The following is a 26,093-nucleotide window of genomic DNA, read 5'->3' on the forward strand; positions in this document are numbered from 1 at the left end:
TTATGGTGGATTTAAAAACTAAAGCCTTTGATATTTCTCAAAATTTCACTATTTCTCTTGATGGTCCTGCTGCTTCAGGTAAAGGAACTATCGGTTTAATACTGGCCAAGAAATTTTTTCTTAAATATTTTCAGTCAAGTATTGTTTATAGGCAGCTTGCGTTTGACTGTATTAGTCAAAAAATAGATGTCACTGATATAGATGCGGTAATTGCTTTATCTAAAGAATTAAAACTCAACAATAATTTTGACTTAGAGAATGAGAATATAGGAAATATAGCATCGCAAATTGCCGTAATAAGTGAAATTAGAAATAATCTAAACAAATACCTGATTAATCTAGCAAAAACAACACCTAGAATGATTATGGAGGGTAGGGATATAGGCACCGTTGTTGCACCTAACGCCGATTTAAAGATTTTTATAACCGCAAATCCTCAAATTAGGGCTGAAAGACGATATAAGCAGTTGCAAGCAAAAGGAAAAACATGTATACTCGATGAGATTTTACGACAAATAATTTTGCGAGATAAAAGAGATAAAGAGCGAAAAGCTGCACCGTTATTACCGGCTTCAGATGCTTTAATTATCGATACTTCAAAGCTTTCGGCTATGGAAGTCGTAGAAGAAGTAACAAATTATATAAAGAATAAAATAACTTGAAAAAGTGCTAGGTTATTTTATTCGATTTTATGGCGTTGTTGCATGACATAGAACGCTTTTTTTTAGCCATGCAAGAGCATCCAATTTTATTAACCTTTCAAAAAAATTTTATTAGCCTAGGCACTTTAGCTAATATTACGAGAAGAATATGTCAATAAAACTAAAACAACGATTTATTCCACAACTTGCAGCAATGAATCACGAATTTGAAGAAGATTTCTCTAAAATGCTTGAAACCGTTGATACAAGTCATATAAAAGAAAAAACGGTAGTTAAAGGTCAAGTAATCGAAATAAAAAACGATATAATTATTGTTGACGTTGGATTAAAAAATGAAGGTAGAATACCTAAGTCTGAATTTTTAGCTTTACCTGAAGTTGGGGACGTAGTTGAAGTTTTCATCGAGAAAATTGAAGGACGTAATGGCAGAACGATATTGAGCCGTGAAAAAGCAGTTAAAGAAGAATTATGGGGACAACTAGAAACCATGTGTTCCAAGGGCGAATTTGTCGACGGTACGATTTTCGGTCGTGTAAAAGGAGGCTTTACCGTGGATTTATCCGGTGTAGTAGCATTCTTACCGGGAAGCCAAGTTGACGTTAGACCTATTAAAGATCCTACTTCTATAATGAATATCAAGCAACCGTTTAAAATTTTAAGTATGGATAAAAAGCTTGGTAATATAGTAGTTTCAAGAAGAGCTATTTTAGAAGAATCACGTTCCGAAGCTAGAGATGAGATGCTATCTAAAATTAAAGAAGGCATGGTATTAGAAGGAACCGTAAAAAATATTACTGATTACGGTGCGTTTATCGATCTTGGAAGTGTTGACGGTTTATTACATTTAACCGATATTTCTTGGGGAAGAGTTAACCATCCTTCAGAAGTGTTAGAATTTAACCAAAAGGTTAAAGTAATGGTTATTAAGTTTGATGAAAAAACCAAAAGAATATCACTCGGTATAAAACAACTTGATTCTAACCCATGGGAAGCAATTAAAGAAGAATTCCCCGTCGGTAAACAAATGACCGGTAAAGTTACAAATTTTGCTGATTATGGCGTATTTATAGAATTAAAAGACGGACTTGAGGGACTTGTTCATTCCAGTGAAATTAGTTGGTTAAAATCTAATCAAAATCCTAGAAAAACGCTAACTATAGGGCAAGAAGTAGAATTCGTAGTTTTAGAGGTCGATACTGAAAAACATCGTATTTCTTTAAGTATTAAACAATGCCAAGAAAATCCTTTAACAAAGTTCGCTGAAAATAATCCTGTCGGTACTATAATTAAAGCACCGATTAGAAATATTACGGATTTCGGTATTTTTGTTGCACTTGGTAATAATATGGACGGCATGATTCATGAAGGTGATATTAGCTGGGAAGATAAAGGAACGGATTTATTAAAATCATACAAAAAAGGTGACGAAATAGAATGCAAAGTTCTAGCCATTAATATTGAAAAAGAACAAGTTAGTTTAGGTATAAAACAATTGTTGCCGAATCCATATCAAGAAATCAGTGATGAATATAAAAAAGGCACAGTAGTTAAAGCCCTTATAACAGAAGTTAAAGATGAGGGACTCGAAGTATTATTAAACAATAAAGTAGCAGGTTTTATTAAAAGAACTGAACTATCAGATGAAAAAGACGAGCAGAAGCCTGAAATGTTTCAAATAGACGAAGAAATAGAAGCAAAAGTTGTTTCTATCGAGAAATCAACCGGTAGAATTTTATTATCGGTAAAAGCTCATAAAATAGCAGAACGTCAAAAAGCTCTCAAAGCATATGGTTCTAGTGATAATACTACCAATATGGGAGATATACTTGCTAATGCTTTAGAAGATAAGAAGTAATAATCTATAAGTCATTGCGAGGAGAAACTGTAAGTTTCAACGAAGCAATCTCAGGAGTTCTATTCTACTTCATGAGATTGCCACGTCGGTTATTAAAATAACCTCCTCGTAATGACGAAAAACTATTTAATTCATCAATTTCAGGAGAAAATATTAATGTCGTATGTACCGATAGTAATTGAACAAACATCACGCGGTGAACGTGCTTATGATATATATTCAAGATTGTTAAAAGAACGTATAATCTTTGTATGTAGTACTGTTGAAGATCATATGGCAAACTTAATTGTTGCACAATTATTGTTTCTTGAAGCAGAAAATCCTAAAAAAGATATATATATGTATATCAATTCCCCCGGAGGAGTTGTAACCGCAGGTCTTGCGATTTATGACACAATGCAATATATAAAACCTAAAGTGGCTACATTATGCATAGGTCAAGCTTGTTCTATGGGTTCACTTTTACTGTGCGGGGGCGAGAAGAGGATGCGTTATAGTTTACCTCATAGTCGTATTATGATCCATCAACCGTCAGGAGGTTATAAAGGACAAGCTACCGATATAGAAATTCACGCTCAAGAAACCCTAAAAATCAAAAGGTTACTTAACGAATTGTATAGTAAACATACTGGACAAGAGTTAAAACATATTGAAAAAAGTATGGAACGTGATAATTTCATGTCACCGGAAGAAGCAAAAAAATTTGGATTAGTAGATAATATAATATCTTCTAGAGATGCTATGGCATTGTTAGCAAAATAAAGATTAAATTTTATAGATTTAGTTTTATTATTATAGTATAAGAGAATTAATTTGTTATAGTCAAGTCAGTGAGATTTGCACACCAGGAGCGAGGAGTTAAGCCTAACTAATAGGAGAACGACGAGTGACGATGCAGGCGAGTCCAAATCAATTGACTATATTGGGGTCATAGCTCAGTTGGTAGAGTGTTTGAATGGCATTCAAAAGGTCGGGGGTTCGACTCCCCCTGGCTCCACCACCTTACAATCAAGCTTTTCTTAATCTGCTAATTTTAGCTTAATACTCCGTATGCTTACTATATACTCATCGCATTTTACTAATGATTGTGCAACGCATAATTTTGATGATCAAAATCAAATCATTTTCTATAATTTTGTTGGTAATTTTATCCCGCCTGAATGGAGTGATCTCTCGTCGCATAATGGCAAAATATTAAGTAAAACTGCAAGGCAGCTACTATCTCTAGTAGTCTTTCGCTTGCAAATCTATCACAATAATAGTATCGATGAACTTAAGGAAACCTACCTCTTCTTTCAGCAGTCCTTAGGTGCTTGTCAAGAACGTATAAGACAATGTCTGTTTGAGTTACAAAAAAGTGGCTTTATTCAAGTGTACAACGCAACAGTTGTTAAATATGGTATTAAATGCCGTAATACGCCTTGTATTAAGCTGGCTAGAAATTTCTAACCTGCTTCTAATAAAATACCCTCTGAAAATGAAAAAAATTTTAGCTCAACTCCAAAAAACTTTGGGATCAAGCCCAAAGAAATTTTAACTCAACCCCAAAAAAGTTTGGACCACTATATATATAATAATAAAAATATATCTAATAAATCTAGATATAGTGAATCTACAATTTTACAAAATGAAAAAGATAAATGCATTCAAAATGCAAAAAATCAGTTACAACAACAAAAACTCGAAACAAATTCACAATTTAATAGCATAAAACCAGTACACGATGAATAACAAGGCGATAATATTAGTGTATCTAGCACTGATAGCATACCAAGGTAGTACGCAAATTAACACTGCACTACAAGCAGTTATGGATAAAATCTCTAAAAAATATAATTCTACGGAATCAGGTAGTAATAATGCAGCAATGAGTGCTGTTAATCATAAAAGCTGGTTCAAAAGGAAAAAATTAATAGATTTTTATCCATTAAACCAAGAAGATGCTAATTTACTCCAGATAAAATCCAATAGACGATTTGCTCTTGACTCTATCAATACGCTATTTTTAAAGCTTGCAGGAAAATATTCAAATCATCATTTTGGTCATAAGAAAGTGCTAATGGACTATATGGCTAAGGCATTATTTCATGAGCTATGTGAAGAAAATACTAAAATAATAATTGCATGGTTCAGCTTCAATCTGGTAACTTAAATAAAGCTAAAGAGCAATATTTAAATAAGATAGAAAATAGTAGCAATACTAGTAAACAAACTCAATTAAAACGTAAAATAATCGGCGTTTTTGATTCTGATATAGCTTACGAATTACTAAACTCTTGCTGCTTTATTGGTATAGTTGATCATCAATACCAAATAAAACTGCTTAAAAATATTACGCTTTCAGAAAATGCACAAGATAAAATACTACAGCAAGTACAAATGATCTATGGTAGTAGTATTGGGCAGTTACAAATCATATCATTTGCTGAACTTGAAGCAAAGCAGAATAATACTGAAAATGAAACACAAAATTATCTATTGCAGCTCAGTAAAGAATTAAATCCTGATATAATATGGTATAGAGTGCAGAAATTTCTGATTGAACATTATAACAAACATCTTGATTCCAGTGTATTAAATAAATTGGTAGCAGAAGAAGATACGGCTAATAAGAAAATAATCCTTAAATCCACATCAGCTTTCTATGATTACTATCAATATTGCTTCTTTCATTTGTCTGGTCTTGTAACCCTTAGAAAAATTTGCTGTATCAACAAGTCTTAGCACGATAGGTTCAGGGGAGGAGGCATTGTTAGTGCCAGTACCAACTACTACTCCAGTAAGTAATAGCCCTCGTGCAAAACTACCATTAGTAATATAATCCTTAACTTGCTTTTGTATTCTAGAACCAGCTCTTTAAACATAACCAAATTCTCTTTATAGTAGGTGTAGGCTCCATCATTGGGTTTTCTTGTGCAAAATTTTGTTTTTGTAAATCAAGAGGAAGAGCATCATAGAGCAAAGGCTTTTCATTTGTTTTGTTCTCCAATGATTCTAGTTTTTGGTTCACATCATCAATCTTTGACTTACTCTCTAAATACTTATTCTCTATTACAGTTTCTAATTGGTTCTTCATAGTTTTTACTTCGTTTAAAACCTCTTCAGTCTATTTCGCCCTTGGATCTACAGCCCTTTTTACCCCAGAGATTTCCTCTCTGGTTTTGCGTTCTTCTTGTTGTTGTTCTTTATTTGATTGCTCTTCAGAGAAACAATAAAATATCAGGGTGGTAATTACTCCAAAACAAGCAAGTGACATGACAGGCTTTGCTTTTACTAGATCTATAAATGGCAATAGCTGCAATTTTCAATTAGTAAATTGTAAGGAGAATTTACTATTTACTTCATGTTTTTCTTTAATACTTTTTTGGTGATCTATCACTTGTTTTACCAAATTTTTATATTAATAGGTTTAATTGATTTTCATACCACCAGCGATCCAATCTAAATAAAAGCCCAAAATAATACCAATAGCTACTATTGTTCCAGCAAGTCTTAAATTACCTCTTACTACAGCCCAAATTTATGATAAAATAGTTGCTCCTGGTATTCCTATAGTCTTAAGTTTACCAGTAGAAAGACCTCCAATTCTATCTAACTGTTCTGTATTACTAGATACTACTTTCATATCAGCTATTTGCCTCTCTACTTCTTCTGGCAAGGTGGTAAATAATTCCTTCATCACAAATATTGCCCATTCCTTTAAATAAGTCTCATGATAGGTTTTAGATAACACCATCATCCTACGATCAGGCTCTATTGCTGGAATCAATAACCATTTTTCTTCTTTAGTAACCGTCTTTATTATTCTAAGCAGATTAGTAACTGTAAGTAGTAATGTAATAAGCAATAATCTCTTATTTATATTTCACTAATTCCTAAATTGAGTTTTGCTTAAATAAATAATCCATTATTTACCCACCTTTTACCAAGCAGATCAGGATAAAAAGTAGGAGCATGGAGCCACTTCTTGGCTACTAAATAACTCTTAAGCACAAAGTACTCTGATACTTTTTTAAATTTCTTAAACATGCAACAAAGTGTAATACCAGATATAATACAAATCACTCCGAGTTTTGCATTACCACTATTAAGCAAAAATATTCCAGGTACTATAAGTAGTACTACAAACCACTCATCTAAGCTTAATCCTATGTATTTTAGTGGAGGAGATAATGACCAGTATAATCTTTGATTAGAATTGTTCATGTTAACCAGTTGCACCTCCATTACAGCTGATGACATTAACATCCTAATTTTGATATTGCCAATGAAGTTTTTATATCCAAAACAAAAAAAGCTATTATTTACTTTGAAACTGAGTTATTTTGGAGAGAGAATGGGATAGTTATATTTTTAAATTAAATATTAAAGCTTATGAAAAAAATTATACTTATTTTTGGTCATGGTTATATATCACAGTTTCTATTAAAGAAATTGGCTGAGGTTGGGTGGGTTGTTTATTGTACATCTAGGAAAGATGAGCATAAAAATTTATTGGAGTTTAGCAATGTTAAAATTATAAATTATTTTGATCCTAGTTTGATTGAAATAATCAAGTTAACTAATGCCATCTTAAGTTCTGTACCAACTGATGATGAAGTAATTGATCCAGTTTTAGCAAGATATTCAAGAACTATCTCACAAAGAAGATTTCAGTGGGTTGGGTATCTTTCATCAACAGGAGTTTATGGAAATCATGATGGGAAATGGGTTGATGAGGAAACAAAATGTTTACCTAATAATCTAAAATCAAAAATAAGATTATTAGCTGAACAAAAATGGCTAGCACTGTATTTCAAATATAAAATACCAGTGCATATTTTTAGGTTATCTGGAATTTATGGGCCTGGAAGAAATTGCTTAGAAGAAATTAATAATAGTAAAGATTTTACTATTATAAAAAAAGACCAATTCTTTTCAAGAGTTCATGTTGAAGATGTATGTCAAGCTATTATATCTTCGTTAAATTTTCCAACTCCTGGAGAAATATACAATTTGAGTGATGATGAGCCGGCACCGATTAATGTGGTACACCAATTTGGTGCTAAGATTTTGAATAAGCATCAGTTACAAGAAATACCGTTCGAAAATGCTAACCTGTCAAAACAAGCTAAAATGTTTTTTATTGATAACAAAAAAGTAAGCAATGACAAAATTATACAAAATTTAAATATTAAATTGAAATATCCAGATTATCGCATAGGTTTGTTACAAGGATGTTTACCATATTTACATTGATAACACTCAAATATTTACAGTAACTAATCATCAAATAAGTATGCTTGTGCAAAACTATTTTCACTATACTTATTACTGTTGCTGCACTTGCTAGAACATTTCATTAATAGCTTTTTGCATGTATTCTCGAGCAGTATCATTATTATCAAGTCTAGTATAAACTGCTGTTGATTTTGGATCTCTATTATTTAGCAGTTGTCCTATCACATATTGATTTGTTCCTGTCATTTATTTCTAAAGTTACTGGTTTTGATGAGTCTTTTATTCATTCTCTTTCCAAGTCCAAGTAATATAGATCCTTTAGCTCCTGTTAAGATCTATTCAGATTGGCGATTTAAGCTTATTTTTAGGGCAATTTCCTTTTTAGGTATTTTTTTCACACATTAATAATGGCTAAAAACTCTTAAAAACGCCTTTAAAATGGATTTTTGTGTTTTACATTTATTTTACCAATTTTAATTTTGTAATTGCATTTGTAGTTTAGTAATGGGAAAGTTACTGGCAAGTTTGACATAACAACTTAGATCAGGTAAATTCATAATTTCAGAAGGCATTACTAATAATTTTCTCTTTTCTAAATGACTGATATTTACTCCATCTTTGGTAATGGCTGATTCCAATGTGCAAGTCCACCATAAAAGACATATAAGGTGTGGCGGCGCTGATCATATTAAGTATTAACACTGGACATAGAATAATTTAAAGAATTTATTAAAAAATTATGATAAAATTACTGCTGAATCAGCATTGGACAAAATAAGATTTTTAGAAATTTACATTTGAACTAAAGTAAGGGTGCAAATTATGCGATATAAATTAGAATTAAATCTTGAGCAGATGGCAATGATAAGTAAAGCCATATCGATGTGGGAACAAAAGGATATTAAAGATAAAGTGAGGTCATTTTCTATAGATACTAATTCTCGTGAAAATGAAGAGCAGTGGAATATACTAATTCAAAAAGTAATATCTAAATTAGGTACAGAGAATTTGCCAAGTATTACAAAAAGTAAACTTGGTGGTATTGTCAGTGCAATAGGTTTAAAAATATTTAATTGGATTAAGTATATAAAACAAGAGTTACATTATGGTTGTGATTATACTGAACAAATATGTTGGACTAAATATGGTACTATAGATAAGCTAGTAACATTTAAAGCATGGATTGACAATAAAAAATTAACTGTTAGTGATCTTTATAAATTTGCGTGTAATTATTGTCTAGAAGAATATACAAATAATTTATGGCAACAAATACCAGACCAAAATAAGGTAAAACCTTTTTATAATACAAAGATATATGAAGAATATGATTATCATTTTGTAGCATATTGGAAAAGTTACATGGATGGTAATCTTGACATGTTAATTAAATATTTCAAAAGATTTGGTTCTGATTATAAAAAGATCTATGATTTAAATCATAGTGTAGAAGAAAATATGTTTAGATTATCTATACTAAATGCCAATGAGTTAGGGGTTAAGTATTTCTGGAACCGATTAAATGAAGAGGAAAAGGAGAGAAATTTAAAGCAGAGTGTTATATCAGTACTTGAGAAGAGTAATGAACATGATATTACGCTAAAAGATTCATATATAGATATATTTGCTTTTTTAATAGAAGAGATGGGGAAAGAAGAAAGGGCTGGATTATTTCAAGAGTATAAAAATGCCATATTAAGAACGTATTTATTGAATTGGCCATGGGAAGAGTTATTCATGCCTACATTAGAACAAATGTGGTATTATTTTACAGCAGAAGATTATAAGGGATTAATATGCGATATTACTTCAGTAATGTACGAAAATCATAAGTTAAATAATGATATATTAACAAGTAGATATACAGATATATTACATGAAGTATGGTCAAAAAGTCCAGTACGTTTAAAACAAACCGTAAATATGGAACGCGGGGCTTGGAATCGTGTGTTATCTAATCTGTTTGCAATTGAAGATATACAGAGCATAAGTATAATAATTAATGATCAAGACATTGTGAGTATAAGGCAAGAGTTAATTGATCGAGGAGAAAGGAAGTGTTATGATTTAGCTGAAAACGGCAAACATGAATTATTAGAAAAGTTTATACAAGGAGTATTATTAACCGAAATAGAGAGAAGTAGTTTTAAGCAGAAAATATGCGAAAGAAAAATAAATATCTTTTATGATTATATTTGTAAAGATAAATATGAATTAGTAGAGAAGCTTTTAAAGTGGGGATTTAAGACTGAAGAAGAGCAAATGGTTTTTAAGGAAGCAATATGTAAAAAGGGTGCTTTAGAAATTTGTTATGGTTTTATTTATAGTGGTAGACATGAGTTAGCTGAAAAATTTTTTGAGTGGTGGGGTAAAACATCAGAAGAAAAAGTTTTGCTAAAGAAGGATTTTATATATAAGAATGAAGAATGGTATAGTGAAGAGATTGGCCTTATTTGGTGTACTACTGAAGATATACTGGCAGCTAAATACAAATCAGAACAATTTTTAAATTGGTGTTTAGACTCACAAGAAGAAATAAATTTATTTAAAAAAGAAATATTAGGTAAAAAGTTTGCTAAAAAAATATGCGATGGTTTGATATACGAAGATCATTTTAAAGTAGTAGAAAACTTTTTAAAGTGGTGTTTATTATCAACGGATGAAATTAAACAGTTTAAGGCAATGTTGATAAGTGACACATTATGGGAGAAGTGTGACAAATTAATATCAAATGGCGATATAGATCAGGCATCTAGTTTCATAGATTGGTGTTTTAATAAGGAAGAAGAGAAGCAAGAATTTATCAAAAAATTTATGTCACCTAGCTATTCTGAGCATGATCCTATTCGTTTATGTGGTTTATTAATAAAGGCGTCTGGTTATGTTGCAAAGTATGAACTGAAACCAACTGAGGAAGATAAACTAAAAAAGTTTAAGGGTTTTATAAATGTGTGGTTGGAATCTAGTGAAGTGAGAGAGGAATTTAAAAATAAGTTTAAGACATGTGTTTATAACTATTATCAAAATAAGGGAAGAGAGGTTGATGTAGATCATCAGATATTCATAGATTTACTAGAAAATTGGGATCAAGTTAATGAGCAGATTGAGGTAAGCAGTTTAGGGACAGTAAGTGATCTAAGCTTAATTTAAAACCATGGACAATATATGTCAAAACCAGAATTAATTGAATTATTATTAAATACTACACCATATGACGTCAAGCCAGCTAGCTTATCTAATCAGATAGCTAAAAATAAGCCAAAAGGTTTTGCTGAGCATTTTGTTTTGTTATTAGATAATATGCCCAATATACATTCAGTCATAAAACCAGAATTTTTCTTACATTTTTTTCTTGGTTCAGTGTTAACTCTGCCTTATACATCACTAAAGAGTAAGTTAAACGTAGAAGATATACTGTTTAAGATAAAAAAGAACACAAATATCTTAAAGTTAGTTTTTAAGATAAAGGATGGAAGTAGTTACAAACTCAAGTTTTTTCAAATATGTTCTAATACAGATTATATATATGATATGCACAGCTTTAAATCAGAAGGCGCGCAATACACTCACGACGAATTAGCAGAAATAAAAGATAAGCTACAATTATCACAAGATGTACATTATATAACAGGGGGTTATAACATTGCTTTTGACAAAATTAAGGGAGAAACAAAATCTGAAGTTTCTATAAGTTATGAAACAGGGCATAAAGCAATACGAAATATTCCCTCTTCTTTAGGTAGCACTTTTCATAAAGTGAACGCAGGGGTTGATGCAGAATTTGACGGCTTATTTTCTGAATTAAATGATGAAGATGTGTCAACTGTTAAGACAAATACAGAGAATATTTTTAAGCAACTTATTAAAATATATCATGATTATAAAAATATATTAGGTAAATCAGAAGCAGCATATCATGGATTTAGTTATGGATTTTTTGTTTTAAACTACAAGTATAAATATGCACTTGATTGTTATGTTGAAAGAAGATCAGGTAAGGGCTATATGGATTTAATATTGCTATCGCGTATTGATAATAACTCTCCTATTCCAATAATTGTTGAGTTGAAGGCTGAACAATTTAGTGCAGATAGTGCAATAGAGCAAATACATAATCATGGTTATATATATAAATTGCCGAGTGTAAGAACTAGTGCTAGAAATGCTGTGATAGTAGGAGTGAATTATAATCAAAAATTACTTAATCGAGATGATATACATAACTATAGTAAATTGCTACAAGTAATGAGCACTAAAGTTACAAAATACGATAGCAATTTTGTAGTTGAGTTATTAAATAATGTATGGAATGAAGAGCAGAGTACTAGTGATAAAATCATTCAAGATATTAAGAAAAGTTTAGAGTATTTATATTTTACTTCAATAAAGAGTAAAGAGCGTACTAATTTAAGCAGAACATTATTAGGTGAGGTTGCAGCTTGGCAAAATCCTAGTGATGGTACAGTGCATGTAGGTAAATACGTTATTACTTATTTAAAAGAAGATAGTAGTGAAGTAAAAGATAGAGTAATAACACTGGTGTTATTACATAGCGATAAGGATAAGCCTAGCATAATATTAAATATAATTGAAAATACAGGATGGGAGCATATTCAAAGTACACAGAGTAGGGATAGAAGTGAAGAAAACTTAAGAATAGATAAATGGGATAAAATCCCATTATTTAATGAACTAGAAGAAGTAAGTGAAATAATCAAAATTGATGTGATAGTTACTACACAAGCAAACAAACACTTTGAAGTACCTGATGATAGTAAAAAGGGTTATTGTAATGATGTATTAGTTGAAAGAAAAAAACTGTCTTCTATCCCTATAGATCAAATTATTACAATTACTGGTATTAATAAAATAGAAATAAAAGATGTTGATATAAATAAAGTTATAAAAATACTTACAGATAAAGATTATTTGCCGCCAGAGATATATACTGGCAGCGAAACTCCACTAAATGAAAATCAACTATTGAACAAAAAATCAAAGCTTCTTAATAATTGGTTAACCGAGTCATTATTGCCTATTAAGCCATTTATTACGAGTGAGAAAGATTTTCAATCGGTAGTGCAAGGTTTATTTATGGGACAAATTTTTAACCAATGTAAAGTTAACACATTTGCGGAAGCAACAAGTGGTACAGGAAGAGTCGATATTGTTTTAAAATTTATCAATAAAAATAATGAAGAACATGGAACACCAATAATTATCGAATTAAAATATCAGCAATTTAGTAATGCATTGTTAGAGCATGTTCAAGTGCAATTGGAGCAATATAGAGATACTTTGAAAGCTATGACAGATCAGGAAAAGGTGATTTTAGTATCCATGATTTTTAATTTGCAAGGTAGTAATAATGAGCTTATTTATACTGGATTTATGGAATCTAATGTACCTCATACTAGTGTTGCAAGAGATCATGATTTAGATGCTAAAATGGATTTGGATAATACAGCAAGAACACTTGAGGAAGCAACAGAGAGGGGTGATTATAAATATTGGTTACAAGCACATGATCTAACGGATATTGCAAGGATAAAGTATGGTTACACAGCTACTTCAACTGATACAGAGCTTGTAATAATTCCTAAAGATGCTTTAAGTGCTCAGTTACAACAGTTTACACGTGAACGTGAATTACATGCAATACAAGATAATGCTAAATCCTTAATACTTATTATAAATTTAAATAATAGTCACTGGGTTACGTTAGTGGTGAGGTGGAAAGATGATAAATATCAAGGGTATTACGTAGATTCATTAGGTAATACTATAGACAGCGATATAAATACACAACTAACAAGAAAACAAGTTCATGTTCATGATTTAAGTATTAAACAGCAAACTGATGGTTATAATTGTGGCTTATGGGCACTAGAAAATACAGTGACTTTAGTTGAGATGATAAGAAAAAATAAAGACATAAAATGGGCTGAAGAGCAATTACAGAATAATAATAGGAACGAAGAATATTTTAAGTATTTGAGGGATACCCTAACACAAACACTAAATCGAGATCCACAAAGGCAAGATAACATGCACAGTATATTACTTCAAGAAGATATAAATTTAATAGAAAGTCCTCTTAAAAGGATTCATTCTGAAGTTGTTGAAGGTATAGCAAATAAGTGTCTAAAGCTTAGTAGTGATCGCAAAAAAAGAGAAACTGAAGTTTGTAAGATAGGATGGGAGGATGTAGATAAGTTTAATTTAGCGCAGGGAGATAAAAGGGATATAGATAAAATTAAGATAGATAGTGATAAGTTTTTAAAGTCTATAAAAATAACCAAAGATAATGAAAAAAGAGAGCAGCTAATTCAATTAGCTGATGAGATAGGAAGTAGTTTTTATGTAGCAGATGGACAAAGAATTACAGGACATAGTACAAATCTAGTTCAGAATATCATTCGTAATCAAAAGATTATCAATCCTTTAAACAAAGCAGCTAAAATTTCTAATAAGATTTCAAGTGTAGAAATAGGTAAAAACATTATAGCTGATTTGTTAAACGGTGATTTAGAAGATGTAGCAGTCAATGTGGGTTTCTTAATAGGCGGTGAAGCCTCAGCTAAACTCGGACTAAAAGCATTAACAACAGGAGTTAAATTAGTTTCAGAAGGAAAAGTAGTATTAGGTAGGCTATTAAAGGCATCTGCTCCTTTTCTCTCTAGTGGGACATCAGCTTTTATTGTATATGATTTGGTAAGTCAAATAAAAGAATATCAAGCAGGAAACAAAGATGCACTGATAGGTATAATAGGAGATAGTGCTTTTTTAGCTATAGATGTTACTGAAATTAGCCTAGAAGTTGGTGCAGTTTTTTTATTGGAATTGGAAGGTGCATTAGCAGTAATGGGACCTATTGGAGAGCTGTTAGGTGGCATTATATTTATTGGTACCGATATTTACTTTGCGGTAAAAAAGGTTGATATAATTGATCACACTATTCATTTAACTGGATGGGAAAAGTTTAAGGAAGGGTGGCGAGCTTTTTTACATATGAATCCTGAAGATTATATACAAGATCTGATGGAACAAAAACAAATTAATAATCAGCTGGTAAAGCAAGCAGTTGATTTTTTAAAGCAAAATACTAATATTCAGAAATATGTTTTTCCTACTGCAAAGTCAGTTATAGATTTTTGCCACAATGTAATAGAAATAAAGACAACGACTATATGCAGTCGTTCACCTATGCCTATTTGTGTTCCAAAAGAACACAGAGTTCCACGTCAGGAGTGTACGCGTAAGATTCAAATAGACCTAAATAGTACAGTGTTACTTGATAAAAAAGTCACACGTATAAAATGGAGTAGATCAAGTCCTGATAGTGTTGACAACACAGAATTATTTTGTTTGCCAATTGGAGATTATCAAGAAGTGCCAAGTGATGGTGCATATGTATGTGATAATGCTATTGGTGTCGAATATAAAAATAATAGGACAGGCAATTACACTTTAATTAGCACAGGAGCAGGTGAAGATAAAGTAAAAGGATTTATTAACAGCCCTAATATTTTTGTAATAGGAGATGGCAAGAAGTCGTTAATAGGAGGTGATCATGATGATATTTTTATATTAAGTGGTGATATTATGAACAGTACTATTAATGGAGGTCCAGGAAATAATCAAATAAATTTAGAGAATTTTGCTTTAAATACGGATGTGATAAAGGTAACACTAGGGCAATATTTACAATACCAAAGTTCTAAGATTGATTTATACTCGGTCAACCAAATAATAGGCAGGAAAAATAAGGTAGATATTATAAAGTGTAACAATGATACTAGATATGTTAATAGTCAAGGTGGTGCTGATGATGCTGAACAGGTAGATATAATTCTGATTCCAAGTTTAGATTATTCAAATGCTAGTATGACTATTGAGATAGAGGCAAATACTAAAATAATCAATGGTGCACAGAATGGAACATTCCTATATAACAATAGGGCTAAAAATGGTAAGATTACTATTGATATATTTGATGCAGAGCAAAGTCAACATAATATCTTGTTTAGTGCTAAAAAATTATCTGATATTCAAGAAATTCAAGTTTATACTATTAATACAACAGGTATCCCATTTGCACGTCAACTTGAACAATATATTACAATTATATTCACCCCAAAACAGGACAATTCTAGTTTAAATGTTACTGTAATTCAGAACTTTAACGCTAGTAGTATTTTTTATTTATCAGATAAAGCTATATTTAAATTAGATAGTTATAATAAATTATATGGCTATCAGAGTACTAATAAATCTGTAGATAATATTATTGAAAATTATCCTGATATAACAAAGCGTTTAAATATGCATTTAGTTGTGTATTCATCACCAACTAATGATACTGTATATATAGGAAATAAAGATCATGCTATACTCTACAATGATGCTAATGCTCATAGTAGTCATTTATTAGGTGTGGGAGGGGAAAATATATATGTTATTAAATATAATAGTGTAGATGACATGAAACAGGGTGATGTTTATAGGTCACTTCCGCCTGTAAATATATACGGTTTAAATTCAAATCAAACAAATACTTTAGATTTAAGAAAGTTATCTAAGCAGGTAGAACAAGAGTACAATGCTGAGTTAACACTAACTCCTATTAAGAGAGGGCAAGATATAATTATTAGTGTAAATGCAACAAACTTATATCCTATATCAATCATTTTAAAAGATGTAGTAATTAATGATCATTATCGTGGAAATTTAGTGATAATAAAGAACACTATACCTATGGCAATTGTAATGGATAGTAATAAACAATTGGCTCTAGACCCAAAACCCTTATATTTTCATTCTAAGCATCAAGTGATTGTAATTACTCCAAAAGATGTGGCATATGGTAATACTATAATATTTACTGAGCAGTTGAAAAAACATTATTTTTGCTACCAAAATGATACTGTAATTGTTAATACTATCAGCTCTAATAACAACTCTGATATTATACATAATATAATATTGCATAGATTTTATCAAGAACCTATAATGCAGAGCTTGCATATTAAATTTGTTACTAATCGTACTGTTAATCATGAAATATCTTTAGGCAAGATAAACACTAACATTATCTCTTGTGGTCAGTTACAAAATACACTATATAACGATGTATTAGATCAAGTACTTTCTGGGCAATATTATAATCCTCAAGACCATCATCATATTAGGCATCGCAATAGTAAAATACTATCTTATATCAATAAACTATTAATGGAGTTAGATCATAAAGTAATAAATGCTGTAAAATATTTAGCAAAATGTGATGTTATAACAGGTACTGGAGATCGTTATTTAGTTTCAAAACAAATAATATATAATGATCAAAGTCAAGCTACAAAAGCTTTAATGTATTTAATAGTAATAGACTACTATAAAAAATTAACACGGTTAGTAGCACGTGAACATCATTCAGATCATGAGTTAATAAAGATAGCAATAGCAACAAGTCAATCCTTTAAAGTTGATCCAGGATTTGTACAAAGTTTGATCACAAAGATTCAAGTAGGCACAAGCGTTTTTGTAGATTATATTAATAGAGAACAGTATGAATTACAAAAAGTTCTACAGAATGGTATATTAAACAATAATATTTATCTTAATCGAACTCATCGTGCCGTTGACTCGTTTGAGGAAATTCAAGTAATGAAGCAACACGCTGAAATTGAAACACAAGATCAATATGTGGCTAGTAATGCAAGTAGTTTGTCATCTCCAATAAATAATATTGTTTATTGGCTCAAAGAAATAGGGTACGAATTACTGTCTACTATAGTAAAGCCATTATATTATTCACAAGGTGCATGTAGTCCAAATAATCAAGCACAACAAGCTAAAGGTCCAACAAAATATGATGATGAAATCTATTATGATGCACAGGAAAACTTGGTTGAAGCGGCAGTAAAACAAGTACCTGTTGTTATTGAAGAACTAATGGATGATGAGTATCATAATACATTAGAAAGTTTACCTCAAGTAATCAAACCTATTGTCTCAAATACAAAAGAAAAGATAAAAATTGGTAAAACAATATCAGTAAATCATTCTACAACAGAATTGCAAGTAACTTCTGATATAGTAGGCAAATCAATGTTAGTTAATGATAAGACTGGAAATTACTCTGGTTGTATCAGAACCTATGATAGCGATAATAATAGTCCAAAACTACTTTTAATTCATGAAAAAATTAGTAATACTCAGGTTATTCAAGATCTAGAATGGTGTGAATCATTAATGCTTGCTGATGTCATTACTAGATCGATTACAGGAGAAAAGTATAAACAAACGATACCCTTATCTCCAATGCAAGAAAGAGCAATAGAAATACATCAGATAGAACAAAAAGTACATGAAGGATTACAAAAGATGATAGCTCTTTTTGGAGATTATGATAGCGAAGATCAGGATGTTCAAGATATTGAACAACCGTTTTGTTTTGAAGATTTAGATGACGGACATGGTGTGTATTTATATAGAGAGCAATATCTTAAAGATATTAGATATTTGTTTGACACTGAGGACTTATTGATGTGTTAATAGGATATTTCGTCCAAAAAAGACAAACAGATACCCTTCCGAACAAAGCCGGTAAAAATACTCTTTATGGTTTAAAAGATTTCTCTTTTAGTTTTATTGAGCTACCTGAATTTCCTATTGATAATATAGAGGTTAAAGACCATTATAGACAAATGGTGTGATTTCTTTAAATATGCTGCCAAAACAAGTGAAGCAGATTTACAAAAGATTCAAATGAACCAATAAATAAAAAAACAATTTTATACTTGTTTCTATTGGATTGCACTTGGCCTGTATGTTTTGATTTTGAGAACATAAAAAGAACTGTGTCAAATCAAAGAAAGTTATAAAGTAAAAACAAAAAGAAAAGGAGATTTGACATGAGTAAAGATAGAAAATTAGCAAAATTAGAAAAACAAGATCAAGACAAGCCATTCTTTATATTTCCTTCTCTAATTCACTAGTTGTTTTTCTAAAATCTTATTCTTCCCGACTTACGCAAGAAAGTGTTGAAAGATGGAAAAATAAGATATGAAAGAACCCTAGGGCTGGGGGAGATAGTTTTTCGAGGAGATCTGTTATGCCTATTGGTTTTTGTTATGCTATAAATATATTATTGCATACTTTTTATATAAGTACCTATTATGTACATACGTCGTAAAAAAACACCAAACAATCCAAGGCAATCAATACAAGTGGTTAAAAGATATCGCTGATAGCAAAGGCAACATCAAGCAGCGTATTGTTCGACATTTAGGTGAGTATTCTTCTACGACACAGAAGAAGCAAAATTGGTTACATTAGCAGAGAATTTAATTGTAAAGATTAAAGCTGAACGTGCAGAAGCTTCCAGGCAAGTGAGTCTTTTTACTGATGATGATTCAGTTGGCAAAAGAGGTCGACCAGTCAAAAAACAACTATCTGATATTATTCCTGTTAATGCAAGTTAAATTGCAGTAGTTGACATTTGATCTTACATTTAATAAAAAATAACGTATTAAAAATACAGATAAAAAAATGGAAGGTCACAATGAATTTACATCAAAAAATAATAAAGCCAAAATTAAGTTTACTTGAATTAGCTAAGAGCCTTGGTAGCATATCATCAGCATGTAAAGCCATGGGATATAGTAGAGATAGTTATTACAGATTTAAAGAATGTATGAAACTGGTGGCGAAGAAGCATTGTATGAAATTAGTCGAAGAAAGCCAATAATAGCGAATAGAGTTGATCCAGTGATAGAGAAAGCAGTAATGGATATAGCCCAATAGAATATCCAGCATATGGTCAGCTAAGAGTATCAAATGAGCTTAAAAAGACTGGTATTCTTGTATCACCTGGAGGCGTGAGATCAATTTGGTTACGTAATGATTTAAACAATATCAGTAAAAGGCTTAAAGCATTAGAAGCAAAGATGGCTCAGGATGGTATTGTTCTTACTGAAGCTCAATTACAAGTGCTAGAGAAGCGTCGTAATGAAAAAGAAGCTCATGGAGAAATTGAGACTCAGCATCCAGGTTATTTAGGATGTCAGGATACGTACTATGTAGGAAATTTAAAGGGATAGGTAAGGTTTATTCTCAGGTATTTATTGATAGCTATACTAGGGGTAGCGGATGCTAAACTATATACTGATAAAGCAGCTATTACTGCTGGTGATATGCTTAATGACCGTGTGTTACCATGGTACAAGACCAAAGGGATACCAATACTTCGTATTCTTACAGATCGTGGGTCAGAATATAAGGGAAATATAGAAGAGCATCACGCTTTTGAGTTATTTCTTAGCATAGAAGATATAGAACATACTACAACTAAGGCATATTCTCCCCAAACAAACGGTATGTGTGAGCGTTTTAATAAAACAATGAAACAAGAATTCTTTGATGCAGCTATGCGTAAAAAGATTTATACTGAACTTGACGATTTACAATTAGATCTTGATATTTGGTTAGAGCATTTCAATAATGAGCGACCACATTCAGGAAAATATTGTTATGAGAAAACTCCTATGCAAACTTTTCAAGATAGTAAGAAATTAGCTGTTGAAAAGAATAATGAAATCTTGTATCTTGAATACTCCTCTGACAGTCAAAATTTAACTGACAATCAGGTGCAAAATTTATAGTGTCTGTAAGATCAAATCTTGACTTCTACACAAATTTATCGTGAATTTATTTGTTACCCGTTGAAAATGGGCAACATATCCATATAAGACTCTAGATTATTTACCCTTAGAAAGAGCATAAATAAAAGATTCTTCAAGACCAGTTACAGAAGAAATAAATGATATATCCGCACCTTTAGCTAACATATTTTTTGCAACCTCAGCTTTACCTTTAGCTTCTCCTATTTGAATGCCTTCAGCTTTACCTTGTTGAATACCTTGGATTATGCCATGCTGTATTCCTTCATCTATGTATTTTTCAGCTATCGTTCTCATAATATTATCTCTCTCTTCTATTGACAAATGTTTTTCTATGATTCGCTCTAACTCTTGCTGCTTATCTTCAGATACCTTAGCGTCAGTGTACCATAAAAACGACCTTAAGTAAATATATCCTAATTCCTTATCCATTACTATGGTACCATGAAACCTACTTAAAAATTCATCCCATAACTTCAGCATATCCCTTTGATATGCATGTTTGAGAAAGTATTCCAGCATCCCAAGATGTTTCTTCTTCTCTATCTCATCATCAGATTGATTCTGTAAATCTACTAATCGATAATCCTCCACCATTAATCTTTTCGCTTGATCTGGTCTATCAAATAACTCCCATAAATTCCTTGGCACGCTATATACTTCAGAACCATTATATATTAACAATGGACATATTAATGGCAATATATCTCTTTCCTTCGCATGACGCTTACACAATAATAGCATATATTTCCATAATCTTAATGCCATCCAGTAATCACAAGTAGATTGCGCTTCTATCAATACATATACAAAAGCCTCCTCATTATCCTTGGTTCTTACAGAATAAATTATGTCACTATATTTCCTCTTTAAATCATCCTCTACAAATGATTCTTTCTCCACTGTGATTTCTTTTAAGTTTATTAAATCCTTAAATTCTGTTGGCAAATAATAATCTAAAAATTCCTGTGCTGCTATCTTCTGAGTCAAGATTTTCTTCACCAACGCATCATGCTTTAATTTCTTTACCATTATACTCTTATCCCTTGATTTAGTCGCACCTCAGAGCCTTTATTTATCTGGGCTTTTATCACTTTACCTATTTCTGAACCTGGACTTATATACTGCATTACTTGTTTGTCTTTTCCTATAGACGCTAAATAATCCTCTGACACAGGATGACTCTTCCCCTTAAAATCTTCAACTAATATATCACATAATCTTCTATTACCAAGATTATAATTAGGATCAAACTTATTCTTCATGATTTGCAGATCTTTTTGTATCTTGTGCTCTATTGCCTTAGTGTAAGCCTGCTTGCTATAACTTATTAAGGAGTTTATACCTTTATCTTTATGCATTTGCAGTGCTGTGCTGATATCTTCTTTACTGCCAAATCTTGCTAATGCTTTTATTGCATCTTGCACTTCTTGTAATATGTGATCGGGATCGCCCGTTTTAATACTAGTAATGTGACTGATATCACTAATATGACTAGTACCTGCCTGTTGCAAATTTATCTTTCTTGTTAATTTTGCTATTTCAGGCTCTATGAGTTTTCTTACTACTTGAGGTCCATTGCTTTTTAACACATCATTAAAACTCCTTTATCGGGTGGCATTACTACTGATACTACTGCTCCACTAGTTATCAACTCATCCTTATCCTTTATTACAGTATTAAGCGTTACTGCTTCTTTACCATCATTATCTGATGCAATGATAATTCTTTCTCCATTGACAGTATTATAGTTCTTAATATTATTTACTCCCAAACTACAAAGTATTTTTCCTTCTATACCAGATTCCTTAATACTTAAGGCGCTCTCTAACCTCTCTGCTATAATCGTTGCATTACTGATTGAATTGCTAACTTGTTTATTAATTGCTTCAGCTCTTTCACTAATTTCTACAAAAGAACCCCTTATCGTGCCAAATGAACGTTTATTAACTTCTATATCTGCTTTATTAGCTGTTTCTTTGTTTAAGTAAATAGATTGACCACCTGTAATATTTCCTTTTTTATCTCTCGCAAAAGCAGCAGGATAATATTGCTTACTATCCCACATTTCATTCGTTCTAATGTCCTTGCCTAATTTTTCCAACACAGATTCAAGCTTGCGATACTTATTTAAATACTGCTTTGCTATATCACCATCCATAGTTTTGGTAATAAGAAAAACCCGTCAATATCAAGAGTTATGAACTATAAATTAGTATGTGAGACAAAGGAAAAAAGTAGGGTAAAATTGAATGTTTGAATGGCATTCAAAAGGTCGGGGGTTCGACTCCCCCTGGCTCCACTATGTCTTATTGCTATTTCAATTTATAAATACTTCACACAGTAAACATATTATAAACTAAGGACTTTTTGCTTTTTAAAAAAAGTTAGATAATATTCAATCTTATCATAATTCCTTTTTAGATTAGTTTTAACTTACTTAGTGAATTAATAAGAGGCTATAAAATGCATAAAGTAATTACACAATTATCAGAAATTAAATTAATTGGTATTACAGCCTGCACCTCAAACGTTGCAGAAATGAACGCTGATACTGCAAAAACAGGAATAACAATGCAGCGATTTTTTGCAGACAAGCTACAAGACAAAATCCTAAATAGAAAAACTCCGAAAAAAGTTTTTTCAGTTTATACAAATTATGAGAGTGATGCTAACGGGGAATATACTTACTTTCTTGGAGAAGAAGTTACTTCTTTTGAGAATATAGATAAAGAATTTTCAACTCTTACTATTCCAGTACAAACTTATGCAAAATTTACATCCGATCCTGATCAAATGCCTAAAGTTGTTATTGATATGTGGCAAAAAATATGGCATATGTATGCGGCAATGTTAAGAGGAGAAAGAGCTTACATAGCTGACTTTGAAATATATGATGAAAGAAGTAGTGATCCACATAATGCAATAGTTGATATTTATATTGGCATTAAATTAAACTAGGCTATATGCTTTATCGGCAAGTTTTAAAAATAACTCATTTTCTATTCCATCCTCAAGATTCCAACAGATAGCTAAAATAAGCTGGACAAAATACCAGCTTCTAACCTCCTGTAATTTAAAGTCCAAATAATTTGCTGCAAATTCTGTGTCTTGCTTAGTATTCATGGCAAAAATCCATACTTCATTTATAGGATATCCAATTACTCCTTTAGGATCAATGACTACCCATTGCTTATCATTTTGTCATATATTCTCATGATGTAAATCACCGTAAAGTAAAATTTGAGGTTCAGGATTTTGAAGAAGTTTATCTCTCAATTTTCTTGCCTTTTGTAAGTAAGTTTTAGGCAAATCCCATTCTTTGTCCAAAGCTTTCAGCTGATCCTTGATATTAGGGAATTGGTGCATTTTTGGTATAGATGCTCTGTGCAGCTTGCTCATAACAGAACAAGCTATAGCAATTTTGTTATCTAATGAATATTCTTTTAAGGAAATACCGGATACCGCTCTCTCAAGTAATAAAACATTATCTTTTTGGGCTAGAATAGTTGCAGCATCAAACCCTGAAAAAACTTTTAAAGCTTCCGCTTCGTTTGTTAGGTCTTTAGCAACACAGCTTAGTTTCAATATAATAGGCTTATTATTTTGATACCCTGATAGAACATAATTAAAAGATAAATTATCTATAGGTTTAAACTTAGATAGGTTCCATTCTCTAGCTAATTCTGCTACAACTTCAGGTAATTTTTCAAGCTAGATTTCCCCTTGCTCTTTATATATACTAAATTATATTATTTCTAAATCTATCCATATTATAGATTATATATGAATATACATTTCGAGAAAGCTAATTTAACTCATAAAGAAATTATTTTTAATTGGTTAGAAGAGCCTCATATAAAAGAATTTTGGGATAATAGTCAAGAACATAAGAATGACATTTTGAATTTTATTACCGGCAGAAAACAGCATTATTTTCACAGGACAACTAATTATTGGATTGGTTTTATAAATAATGAACCGTTTTGTTTTATATTATCGGATAGCCTTGAAAAAGACCACAAATTTATCTGATATTCAACGAAAATATTTGTCTAAATCAGATCATACGATAACTCTTGATTTCGGTATAGGTAATAAAAACTTCTTAGGCCAAGGGCTTACTAGCTCTACTTTAGCAGCTTTTATAAAATTTTACCACAAATATATTGATCCACTAAGCGATACTTTCTTTATTGATCCTGATGAAAATAATCCGCGAGCTATACATGTTTATGGTAAAGCCGGCTTTAAACAGGTCGGAGAATATAAAGCTCAAAGCGGGGCATTTAAAGGTAATACAAGTTATTTAATGATAAGAAATATATTAACATAAGCTTTACCCCACTTTCTACTTCTCATTTTTTGCTTTTTTTTAAAATGGCTAGAAATGCCACATATAAAACTATGGTGGGATAAGGATATAGAATGGGGTTTAGAATTGATCGAACAAAAATACTCAAGCTATGTTAGAGGGTATAAGCTAGAAAATAATGAGCCTAAAAATAACGCTTACATTATAGAAGCAGACCGTACTTCTATAGGATACATCCAAATTTACAATGCTTATGATTTTGAGCATTCAGACCCATTAATAAACTTACCTTCAAAACTTGCAGCACTTGATTATTTCTTTAATGCTTAGGTTCTGTGGACAATTGAATAGAATAATCATAATTATGACTCTTTTTTGCTGCAAATTATAAGTTTTTTTGAAATATGAATAACTATTCCTTCAAAAATCTTATTAATTTTCGCTAAAAAATACTTCAAAATAAAAAATCAATTAGAAATCTTCACAGAACCTAGATATATTAATATAGATTAAGTGTAAAAAGAATTAGTGAGAAAATGCTAAAAGATCAGAATTTAAATATAGAAAGAAAGCAAGACCATATTGAAATTAATCTTACGAAAAACGTTGAATCTACACTTAAAAGCGGTTTTGAATCTATTCAATTTATTCACAATGCATTACCGGAAATTAACTACGATAGCGTAAATACAACTACTACTTTCCTCGGAAAATCTTTACAAGCACCTATCCTAATTTCTAGTATGACCGGAGGCACGACTAGAGCTAGAGATATTAACTATAGACTTGCACAGGTCGCTCAAAAAGCCGGTATTGCTATGGGGCTTGGCTCTATGCGGGTTTTGTTAACGGAACCGGATACAATCAAGACATTTGCAGTAAGGCATATAGCTCCCGATATCCCTTTACTAGCCAATATCGGTGCAGTACAGCTTAATTACGGAGTGACACCTAAAGAATGTCAGTATTTAGTGGATGCTATTAAAGCCGATGCTTTAATTTTACACTTAAACGTGTTACAGGAACTGACTCAGCCGGAAGGTAATAGAAACTGGGAAAAGCTGTTACCTAAGATAAGAGAAGTGGTTAATTACCTCTCTATTCCGGTAATTGTTAAGGAAGTAGGATACGGTTTATCTAAAAAAGTTGCTGAGAGTCTTATTGACGCAGGGGTTAAGGTTCTTGATATTGCAGGGAGCGGTGGGACATCTTGGAGTCAAGTAGAGGCTTATCGTGCTACAAATTCGTTACAAAACCGTATAGCTAGTAGTTTTATTAACTGGGGAATCCCGACTTTAGATTCTCTAAAAATGGTGCGGGAAGTTTCAAAAGATATTCCGATTATTACCAGTGGCGGG

Annotated in this window: 25 protein-coding genes, 2 tRNA genes and 4 pseudogenes; 19 read left to right on the plus strand and 12 right to left on the minus strand. The window is 31.4% G+C overall.

The annotated features are described in order from the left end of the window. Positions 1-2 precede the first annotated feature (2 nt). The 7 genes from cmk (at position 3) to RGRA_RS12570 (ending at position 5,241) form a co-directional block, all read left to right on the plus strand. Entirely contained in the window at positions 3-662 is a 660-nt protein-coding gene (gene cmk, locus RGRA_RS0104575) for a (d)CMP kinase (RefSeq protein WP_017442894.1), read from the plus strand. Between the two features lie 148 nt (positions 663-810). Further along, positions 811-2,517, plus strand: coding sequence for a 30S ribosomal protein S1 (locus tag RGRA_RS0104580; RefSeq protein ID WP_017442895.1), 1,707 nt, complete (start codon positions 811-813; stop codon positions 2,515-2,517). Positions 2,518-2,673: 156 nt separating this feature from the next. Continuing rightward, complete coding sequence (clpP, locus tag RGRA_RS0104585; RefSeq protein ID WP_017442896.1) at positions 2,674-3,279, plus strand: ATP-dependent Clp endopeptidase proteolytic subunit ClpP; 606 nt, start codon at positions 2,674-2,676, stop codon at positions 3,277-3,279. Between the two features lie 162 nt (positions 3,280-3,441). Continuing rightward, a tRNA-Ala gene (locus RGRA_RS0104590) sits at positions 3,442-3,517 on the plus strand. Between the two features lie 50 nt (positions 3,518-3,567). After that, on the plus strand, positions 3,568-3,966 hold the full coding sequence (locus tag RGRA_RS09700) for a hypothetical protein (RefSeq protein WP_024547309.1): 399 nt from the start codon (positions 3,568-3,570) through the stop codon (positions 3,964-3,966). Between the two features lie 274 nt (positions 3,967-4,240). Continuing rightward, on the plus strand, positions 4,241-4,669 hold the full coding sequence (locus tag RGRA_RS12565; protein ID WP_024547310.1) for a hypothetical protein: 429 nt from the start codon (positions 4,241-4,243) through the stop codon (positions 4,667-4,669). Beyond that, positions 4,642-5,241: a hypothetical protein gene (locus tag RGRA_RS12570; RefSeq protein WP_024547311.1), complete on the plus strand. Its 600-nt coding sequence runs from the start codon at positions 4,642-4,644 to the stop codon at positions 5,239-5,241. The genes RGRA_RS12565 and RGRA_RS12570 overlap by 28 nt, the downstream gene beginning before the upstream one ends. Positions 5,242-5,359: 118 nt before the next feature. Here the strand turns inward: RGRA_RS12570 and RGRA_RS12575 are convergent, their stop codons facing one another. The 5 genes and pseudogenes from RGRA_RS12575 to RGRA_RS0104610 all read right to left on the minus strand — a co-directional run bounded on the left by RGRA_RS12575 (position 5,360) and on the right by RGRA_RS0104610 (position 6,723). Next, positions 5,360-5,593 (minus strand): hypothetical protein, encoded by a 234-nt coding sequence (locus RGRA_RS12575; RefSeq protein WP_024547312.1) that lies wholly within the window; start codon positions 5,591-5,593, stop codon positions 5,360-5,362. A 30-nt stretch (positions 5,594-5,623) separates the two neighbouring features. After that, positions 5,624-5,809: a hypothetical protein gene (locus tag RGRA_RS12580; RefSeq protein WP_024547313.1), complete on the minus strand. Its 186-nt coding sequence runs from the start codon at positions 5,807-5,809 to the stop codon at positions 5,624-5,626. A 117-nt stretch (positions 5,810-5,926) separates the two neighbouring features. Beyond that, positions 5,927-6,115: pseudogene (locus RGRA_RS13460) on the minus strand (hypothetical protein); the annotation flags it as partial. Next, positions 6,104-6,386, minus strand: a pseudogene (locus tag RGRA_RS08935) (TraE/TraK family type IV conjugative transfer system protein); the annotation flags it as partial. The pseudogenes RGRA_RS13460 and RGRA_RS08935, both read right to left, overlap by 12 nt. 22 nt (positions 6,387-6,408) lie before the next feature. Next, complete coding sequence (locus tag RGRA_RS0104610) at positions 6,409-6,723, minus strand: hypothetical protein (protein ID WP_408005779.1); 315 nt, start codon at positions 6,721-6,723, stop codon at positions 6,409-6,411. A 168-nt stretch (positions 6,724-6,891) separates the two neighbouring features. On the opposite strand from RGRA_RS0104610, the gene RGRA_RS0104615 reads away from it, so the two are divergent. Further along, positions 6,892-7,755 carry an SDR family oxidoreductase gene (locus RGRA_RS0104615; protein WP_017442889.1) on the plus strand — a complete coding sequence of 288 codons (864 nt, stop codon included), beginning with the start codon at positions 6,892-6,894 and terminating at the stop codon, positions 7,753-7,755. Positions 7,756-7,845: 90 nt separating this feature from the next. Here RGRA_RS0104615 and RGRA_RS11460 read toward each other — a convergent pair whose 3' ends face one another. Next, complete coding sequence (locus tag RGRA_RS11460) at positions 7,846-7,983, minus strand: hypothetical protein (protein WP_017442888.1); 138 nt, start codon at positions 7,981-7,983, stop codon at positions 7,846-7,848. Positions 7,984-8,210: 227 nt separating this feature from the next. After that, a complete protein-coding gene (locus RGRA_RS10620) occupies positions 8,211-8,375 on the minus strand; it encodes a type IV secretion system DNA-binding domain-containing protein (protein ID WP_017442887.1) in 165 nt (54 codons plus the stop codon). 184 nt (positions 8,376-8,559) lie between these two features. Between RGRA_RS10620 and RGRA_RS0104630 the strand changes: the two genes are divergently transcribed. The 5 genes and pseudogenes from RGRA_RS0104630 to RGRA_RS08940 all read left to right on the plus strand — a co-directional run bounded on the left by RGRA_RS0104630 (position 8,560) and on the right by RGRA_RS08940 (position 20,402). After that, positions 8,560-10,887 carry a hypothetical protein gene (locus RGRA_RS0104630; RefSeq protein WP_017442886.1) on the plus strand — a complete coding sequence of 776 codons (2,328 nt, stop codon included), beginning with the start codon at positions 8,560-8,562 and terminating at the stop codon, positions 10,885-10,887. A 15-nt stretch (positions 10,888-10,902) separates the two neighbouring features. Continuing rightward, positions 10,903-18,294 carry a PD-(D/E)XK nuclease domain-containing protein gene (locus tag RGRA_RS0104635; RefSeq protein ID WP_024547315.1) on the plus strand — a complete coding sequence of 2,464 codons (7,392 nt, stop codon included), beginning with the start codon at positions 10,903-10,905 and terminating at the stop codon, positions 18,292-18,294. Further along, positions 18,288-18,455: a hypothetical protein gene (locus tag RGRA_RS13465; protein ID WP_017442819.1), complete on the plus strand. Its 168-nt coding sequence runs from the start codon at positions 18,288-18,290 to the stop codon at positions 18,453-18,455. Before RGRA_RS0104635 ends, RGRA_RS13465 begins: the two co-directional genes overlap by 7 nt. Positions 18,456-18,917: 462 nt before the next feature. Beyond that, positions 18,918-19,214, plus strand: a pseudogene (locus tag RGRA_RS14805) (IS1634 family transposase); the annotation flags it as partial. Positions 19,215-19,303: 89 nt separating this feature from the next. Beyond that, positions 19,304-20,402, plus strand: a pseudogene (locus RGRA_RS08940) (IS481 family transposase). A gap of 96 nt (positions 20,403-20,498) precedes the next feature. Here the strand turns inward: RGRA_RS08940 and RGRA_RS0104655 are convergent. The 3 genes from RGRA_RS0104655 to RGRA_RS0104665 are packed head-to-tail and all read right to left on the minus strand — an operon-like array spanning position 20,499 to position 22,581. Beyond that, a complete protein-coding gene (locus RGRA_RS0104655) occupies positions 20,499-21,452 on the minus strand; it encodes an Rpn family recombination-promoting nuclease/putative transposase (RefSeq protein WP_017442821.1) in 954 nt (317 codons plus the stop codon). After that, positions 21,452-22,012 (minus strand): hypothetical protein, encoded by a 561-nt coding sequence (locus tag RGRA_RS08945; protein WP_034420311.1) that lies wholly within the window; start codon positions 22,010-22,012, stop codon positions 21,452-21,454. Before RGRA_RS08945 ends, RGRA_RS0104655 begins: the two co-directional genes overlap by 1 nt. Next, complete coding sequence (locus RGRA_RS0104665; RefSeq protein WP_024547316.1) at positions 22,006-22,581, minus strand: DUF7146 domain-containing protein; 576 nt, start codon at positions 22,579-22,581, stop codon at positions 22,006-22,008. Before RGRA_RS0104665 ends, RGRA_RS08945 begins: the two co-directional genes overlap by 7 nt. 68 nt (positions 22,582-22,649) lie before the next feature. Between RGRA_RS0104665 and RGRA_RS11820 the strand changes: the two genes are divergently transcribed. Beyond that, a tRNA-Ser gene (locus RGRA_RS11820) sits at positions 22,650-22,722 on the plus strand. Positions 22,723-22,886: 164 nt separating this feature from the next. Further along, positions 22,887-23,381, plus strand: a complete 495-nt coding sequence (locus RGRA_RS0104670) for a GyrI-like domain-containing protein (RefSeq protein WP_017442822.1) — start codon at positions 22,887-22,889, stop codon at positions 23,379-23,381. Here the strand turns inward: RGRA_RS0104670 and RGRA_RS13470 are convergent. Then, positions 23,373-23,546: a hypothetical protein gene (locus RGRA_RS13470; protein ID WP_017442823.1), complete on the minus strand. Its 174-nt coding sequence runs from the start codon at positions 23,544-23,546 to the stop codon at positions 23,373-23,375. The genes RGRA_RS0104670 and RGRA_RS13470 overlap by 9 nt on opposite strands. 78 nt (positions 23,547-23,624) lie before the next feature. Continuing rightward, positions 23,625-24,008 carry an aminoglycoside phosphotransferase family protein gene (locus RGRA_RS13475; protein ID WP_017442824.1) on the minus strand — a complete coding sequence of 128 codons (384 nt, stop codon included), beginning with the start codon at positions 24,006-24,008 and terminating at the stop codon, positions 23,625-23,627. A gap of 198 nt (positions 24,009-24,206) precedes the next feature. Here RGRA_RS13475 and RGRA_RS12795 point away from each other — a divergent pair, with 198 nt between their 5' ends. The 4 genes from RGRA_RS12795 to fni all read left to right on the plus strand — a co-directional run. Further along, the gene (locus tag RGRA_RS12795) at positions 24,207-24,455 is read left to right on the plus strand and encodes a hypothetical protein (RefSeq protein WP_017442825.1); all 249 of its coding nucleotides are present in this window, start codon (positions 24,207-24,209) and stop codon (positions 24,453-24,455) included. A 16-nt stretch (positions 24,456-24,471) separates the two neighbouring features. Next, positions 24,472-24,756 (plus strand): GNAT family N-acetyltransferase, encoded by a 285-nt coding sequence (locus RGRA_RS11830; protein WP_017442826.1) that lies wholly within the window; start codon positions 24,472-24,474, stop codon positions 24,754-24,756. A 54-nt stretch (positions 24,757-24,810) separates the two neighbouring features. Then, positions 24,811-25,065: a hypothetical protein gene (locus tag RGRA_RS08965; RefSeq protein ID WP_017442827.1), complete on the plus strand. Its 255-nt coding sequence runs from the start codon at positions 24,811-24,813 to the stop codon at positions 25,063-25,065. Between the two features lie 206 nt (positions 25,066-25,271). Beyond that, a partial coding sequence (fni, locus tag RGRA_RS0104695) for a type 2 isopentenyl-diphosphate Delta-isomerase (RefSeq protein ID WP_024547317.1) occupies positions 25,272-26,093 on the plus strand: 822 nt, incomplete at its 3' end.

It is taken from the genome of Rickettsia gravesii BWI-1 (genome assembly GCF_000485845.1).
Classification (GTDB): domain Bacteria; phylum Pseudomonadota; class Alphaproteobacteria; order Rickettsiales; family Rickettsiaceae; genus Rickettsia; species Rickettsia rickettsii.

Excerpts from the sequence above, each read along its gene's own strand:
- cmk (WP_017442894.1), top strand. The coding sequence starts at position 3 with ATGGTGGATTTAAAAACTAAAGCCTTTGATATTTCTCAAAATTTCACT.
- RGRA_RS0104580 (WP_017442895.1), top strand. The coding sequence starts at position 811 with ATGTCAATAAAACTAAAACAACGATTTATTCCACAACTTGCAGCAATG.
- clpP (WP_017442896.1), top strand. The coding sequence starts at position 2,674 with ATGTCGTATGTACCGATAGTAATTGAACAAACATCACGCGGTGAACGT.
- RGRA_RS09700 (WP_024547309.1), top strand. The coding sequence starts at position 3,568 with ATGCTTACTATATACTCATCGCATTTTACTAATGATTGTGCAACGCAT.
- RGRA_RS12565 (WP_024547310.1), top strand. The coding sequence starts at position 4,241 with ATGAATAACAAGGCGATAATATTAGTGTATCTAGCACTGATAGCATAC.
- RGRA_RS12570 (WP_024547311.1), top strand. The coding sequence starts at position 4,642 with ATGGTTCAGCTTCAATCTGGTAACTTAAATAAAGCTAAAGAGCAATAT.
- RGRA_RS12575 (WP_024547312.1), bottom strand. The coding sequence starts at position 5,593 with ATGAAGAACCAATTAGAAACTGTAATAGAGAATAAGTATTTAGAGAGT.
- RGRA_RS0104610 (WP_408005779.1), bottom strand. The coding sequence starts at position 6,723 with ATGAACAATTCTAATCAAAGATTATACTGGTCATTATCTCCTCCACTA.
- RGRA_RS0104615 (WP_017442889.1), top strand. The coding sequence starts at position 6,892 with ATGAAAAAAATTATACTTATTTTTGGTCATGGTTATATATCACAGTTT.
- RGRA_RS11460 (WP_017442888.1), bottom strand. The coding sequence starts at position 7,983 with ATGACAGGAACAAATCAATATGTGATAGGACAACTGCTAAATAATAGA.
- RGRA_RS0104630 (WP_017442886.1), top strand. The coding sequence starts at position 8,560 with ATGCGATATAAATTAGAATTAAATCTTGAGCAGATGGCAATGATAAGT.
- RGRA_RS0104635 (WP_024547315.1), top strand. The coding sequence starts at position 10,903 with ATGTCAAAACCAGAATTAATTGAATTATTATTAAATACTACACCATAT.
- RGRA_RS0104655 (WP_017442821.1), bottom strand. The coding sequence starts at position 21,452 with ATGGTAAAGAAATTAAAGCATGATGCGTTGGTGAAGAAAATCTTGACT.
- RGRA_RS0104665 (WP_024547316.1), bottom strand. The coding sequence starts at position 22,581 with ATGGATGGTGATATAGCAAAGCAGTATTTAAATAAGTATCGCAAGCTT.
- RGRA_RS0104670 (WP_017442822.1), top strand. The coding sequence starts at position 22,887 with ATGCATAAAGTAATTACACAATTATCAGAAATTAAATTAATTGGTATT.
- RGRA_RS13470 (WP_017442823.1), bottom strand. The coding sequence starts at position 23,546 with ATGAATACTAAGCAAGACACAGAATTTGCAGCAAATTATTTGGACTTT.
- RGRA_RS12795 (WP_017442825.1), top strand. The coding sequence starts at position 24,207 with ATGAATATACATTTCGAGAAAGCTAATTTAACTCATAAAGAAATTATT.
- RGRA_RS08965 (WP_017442827.1), top strand. The coding sequence starts at position 24,811 with ATGCCACATATAAAACTATGGTGGGATAAGGATATAGAATGGGGTTTA.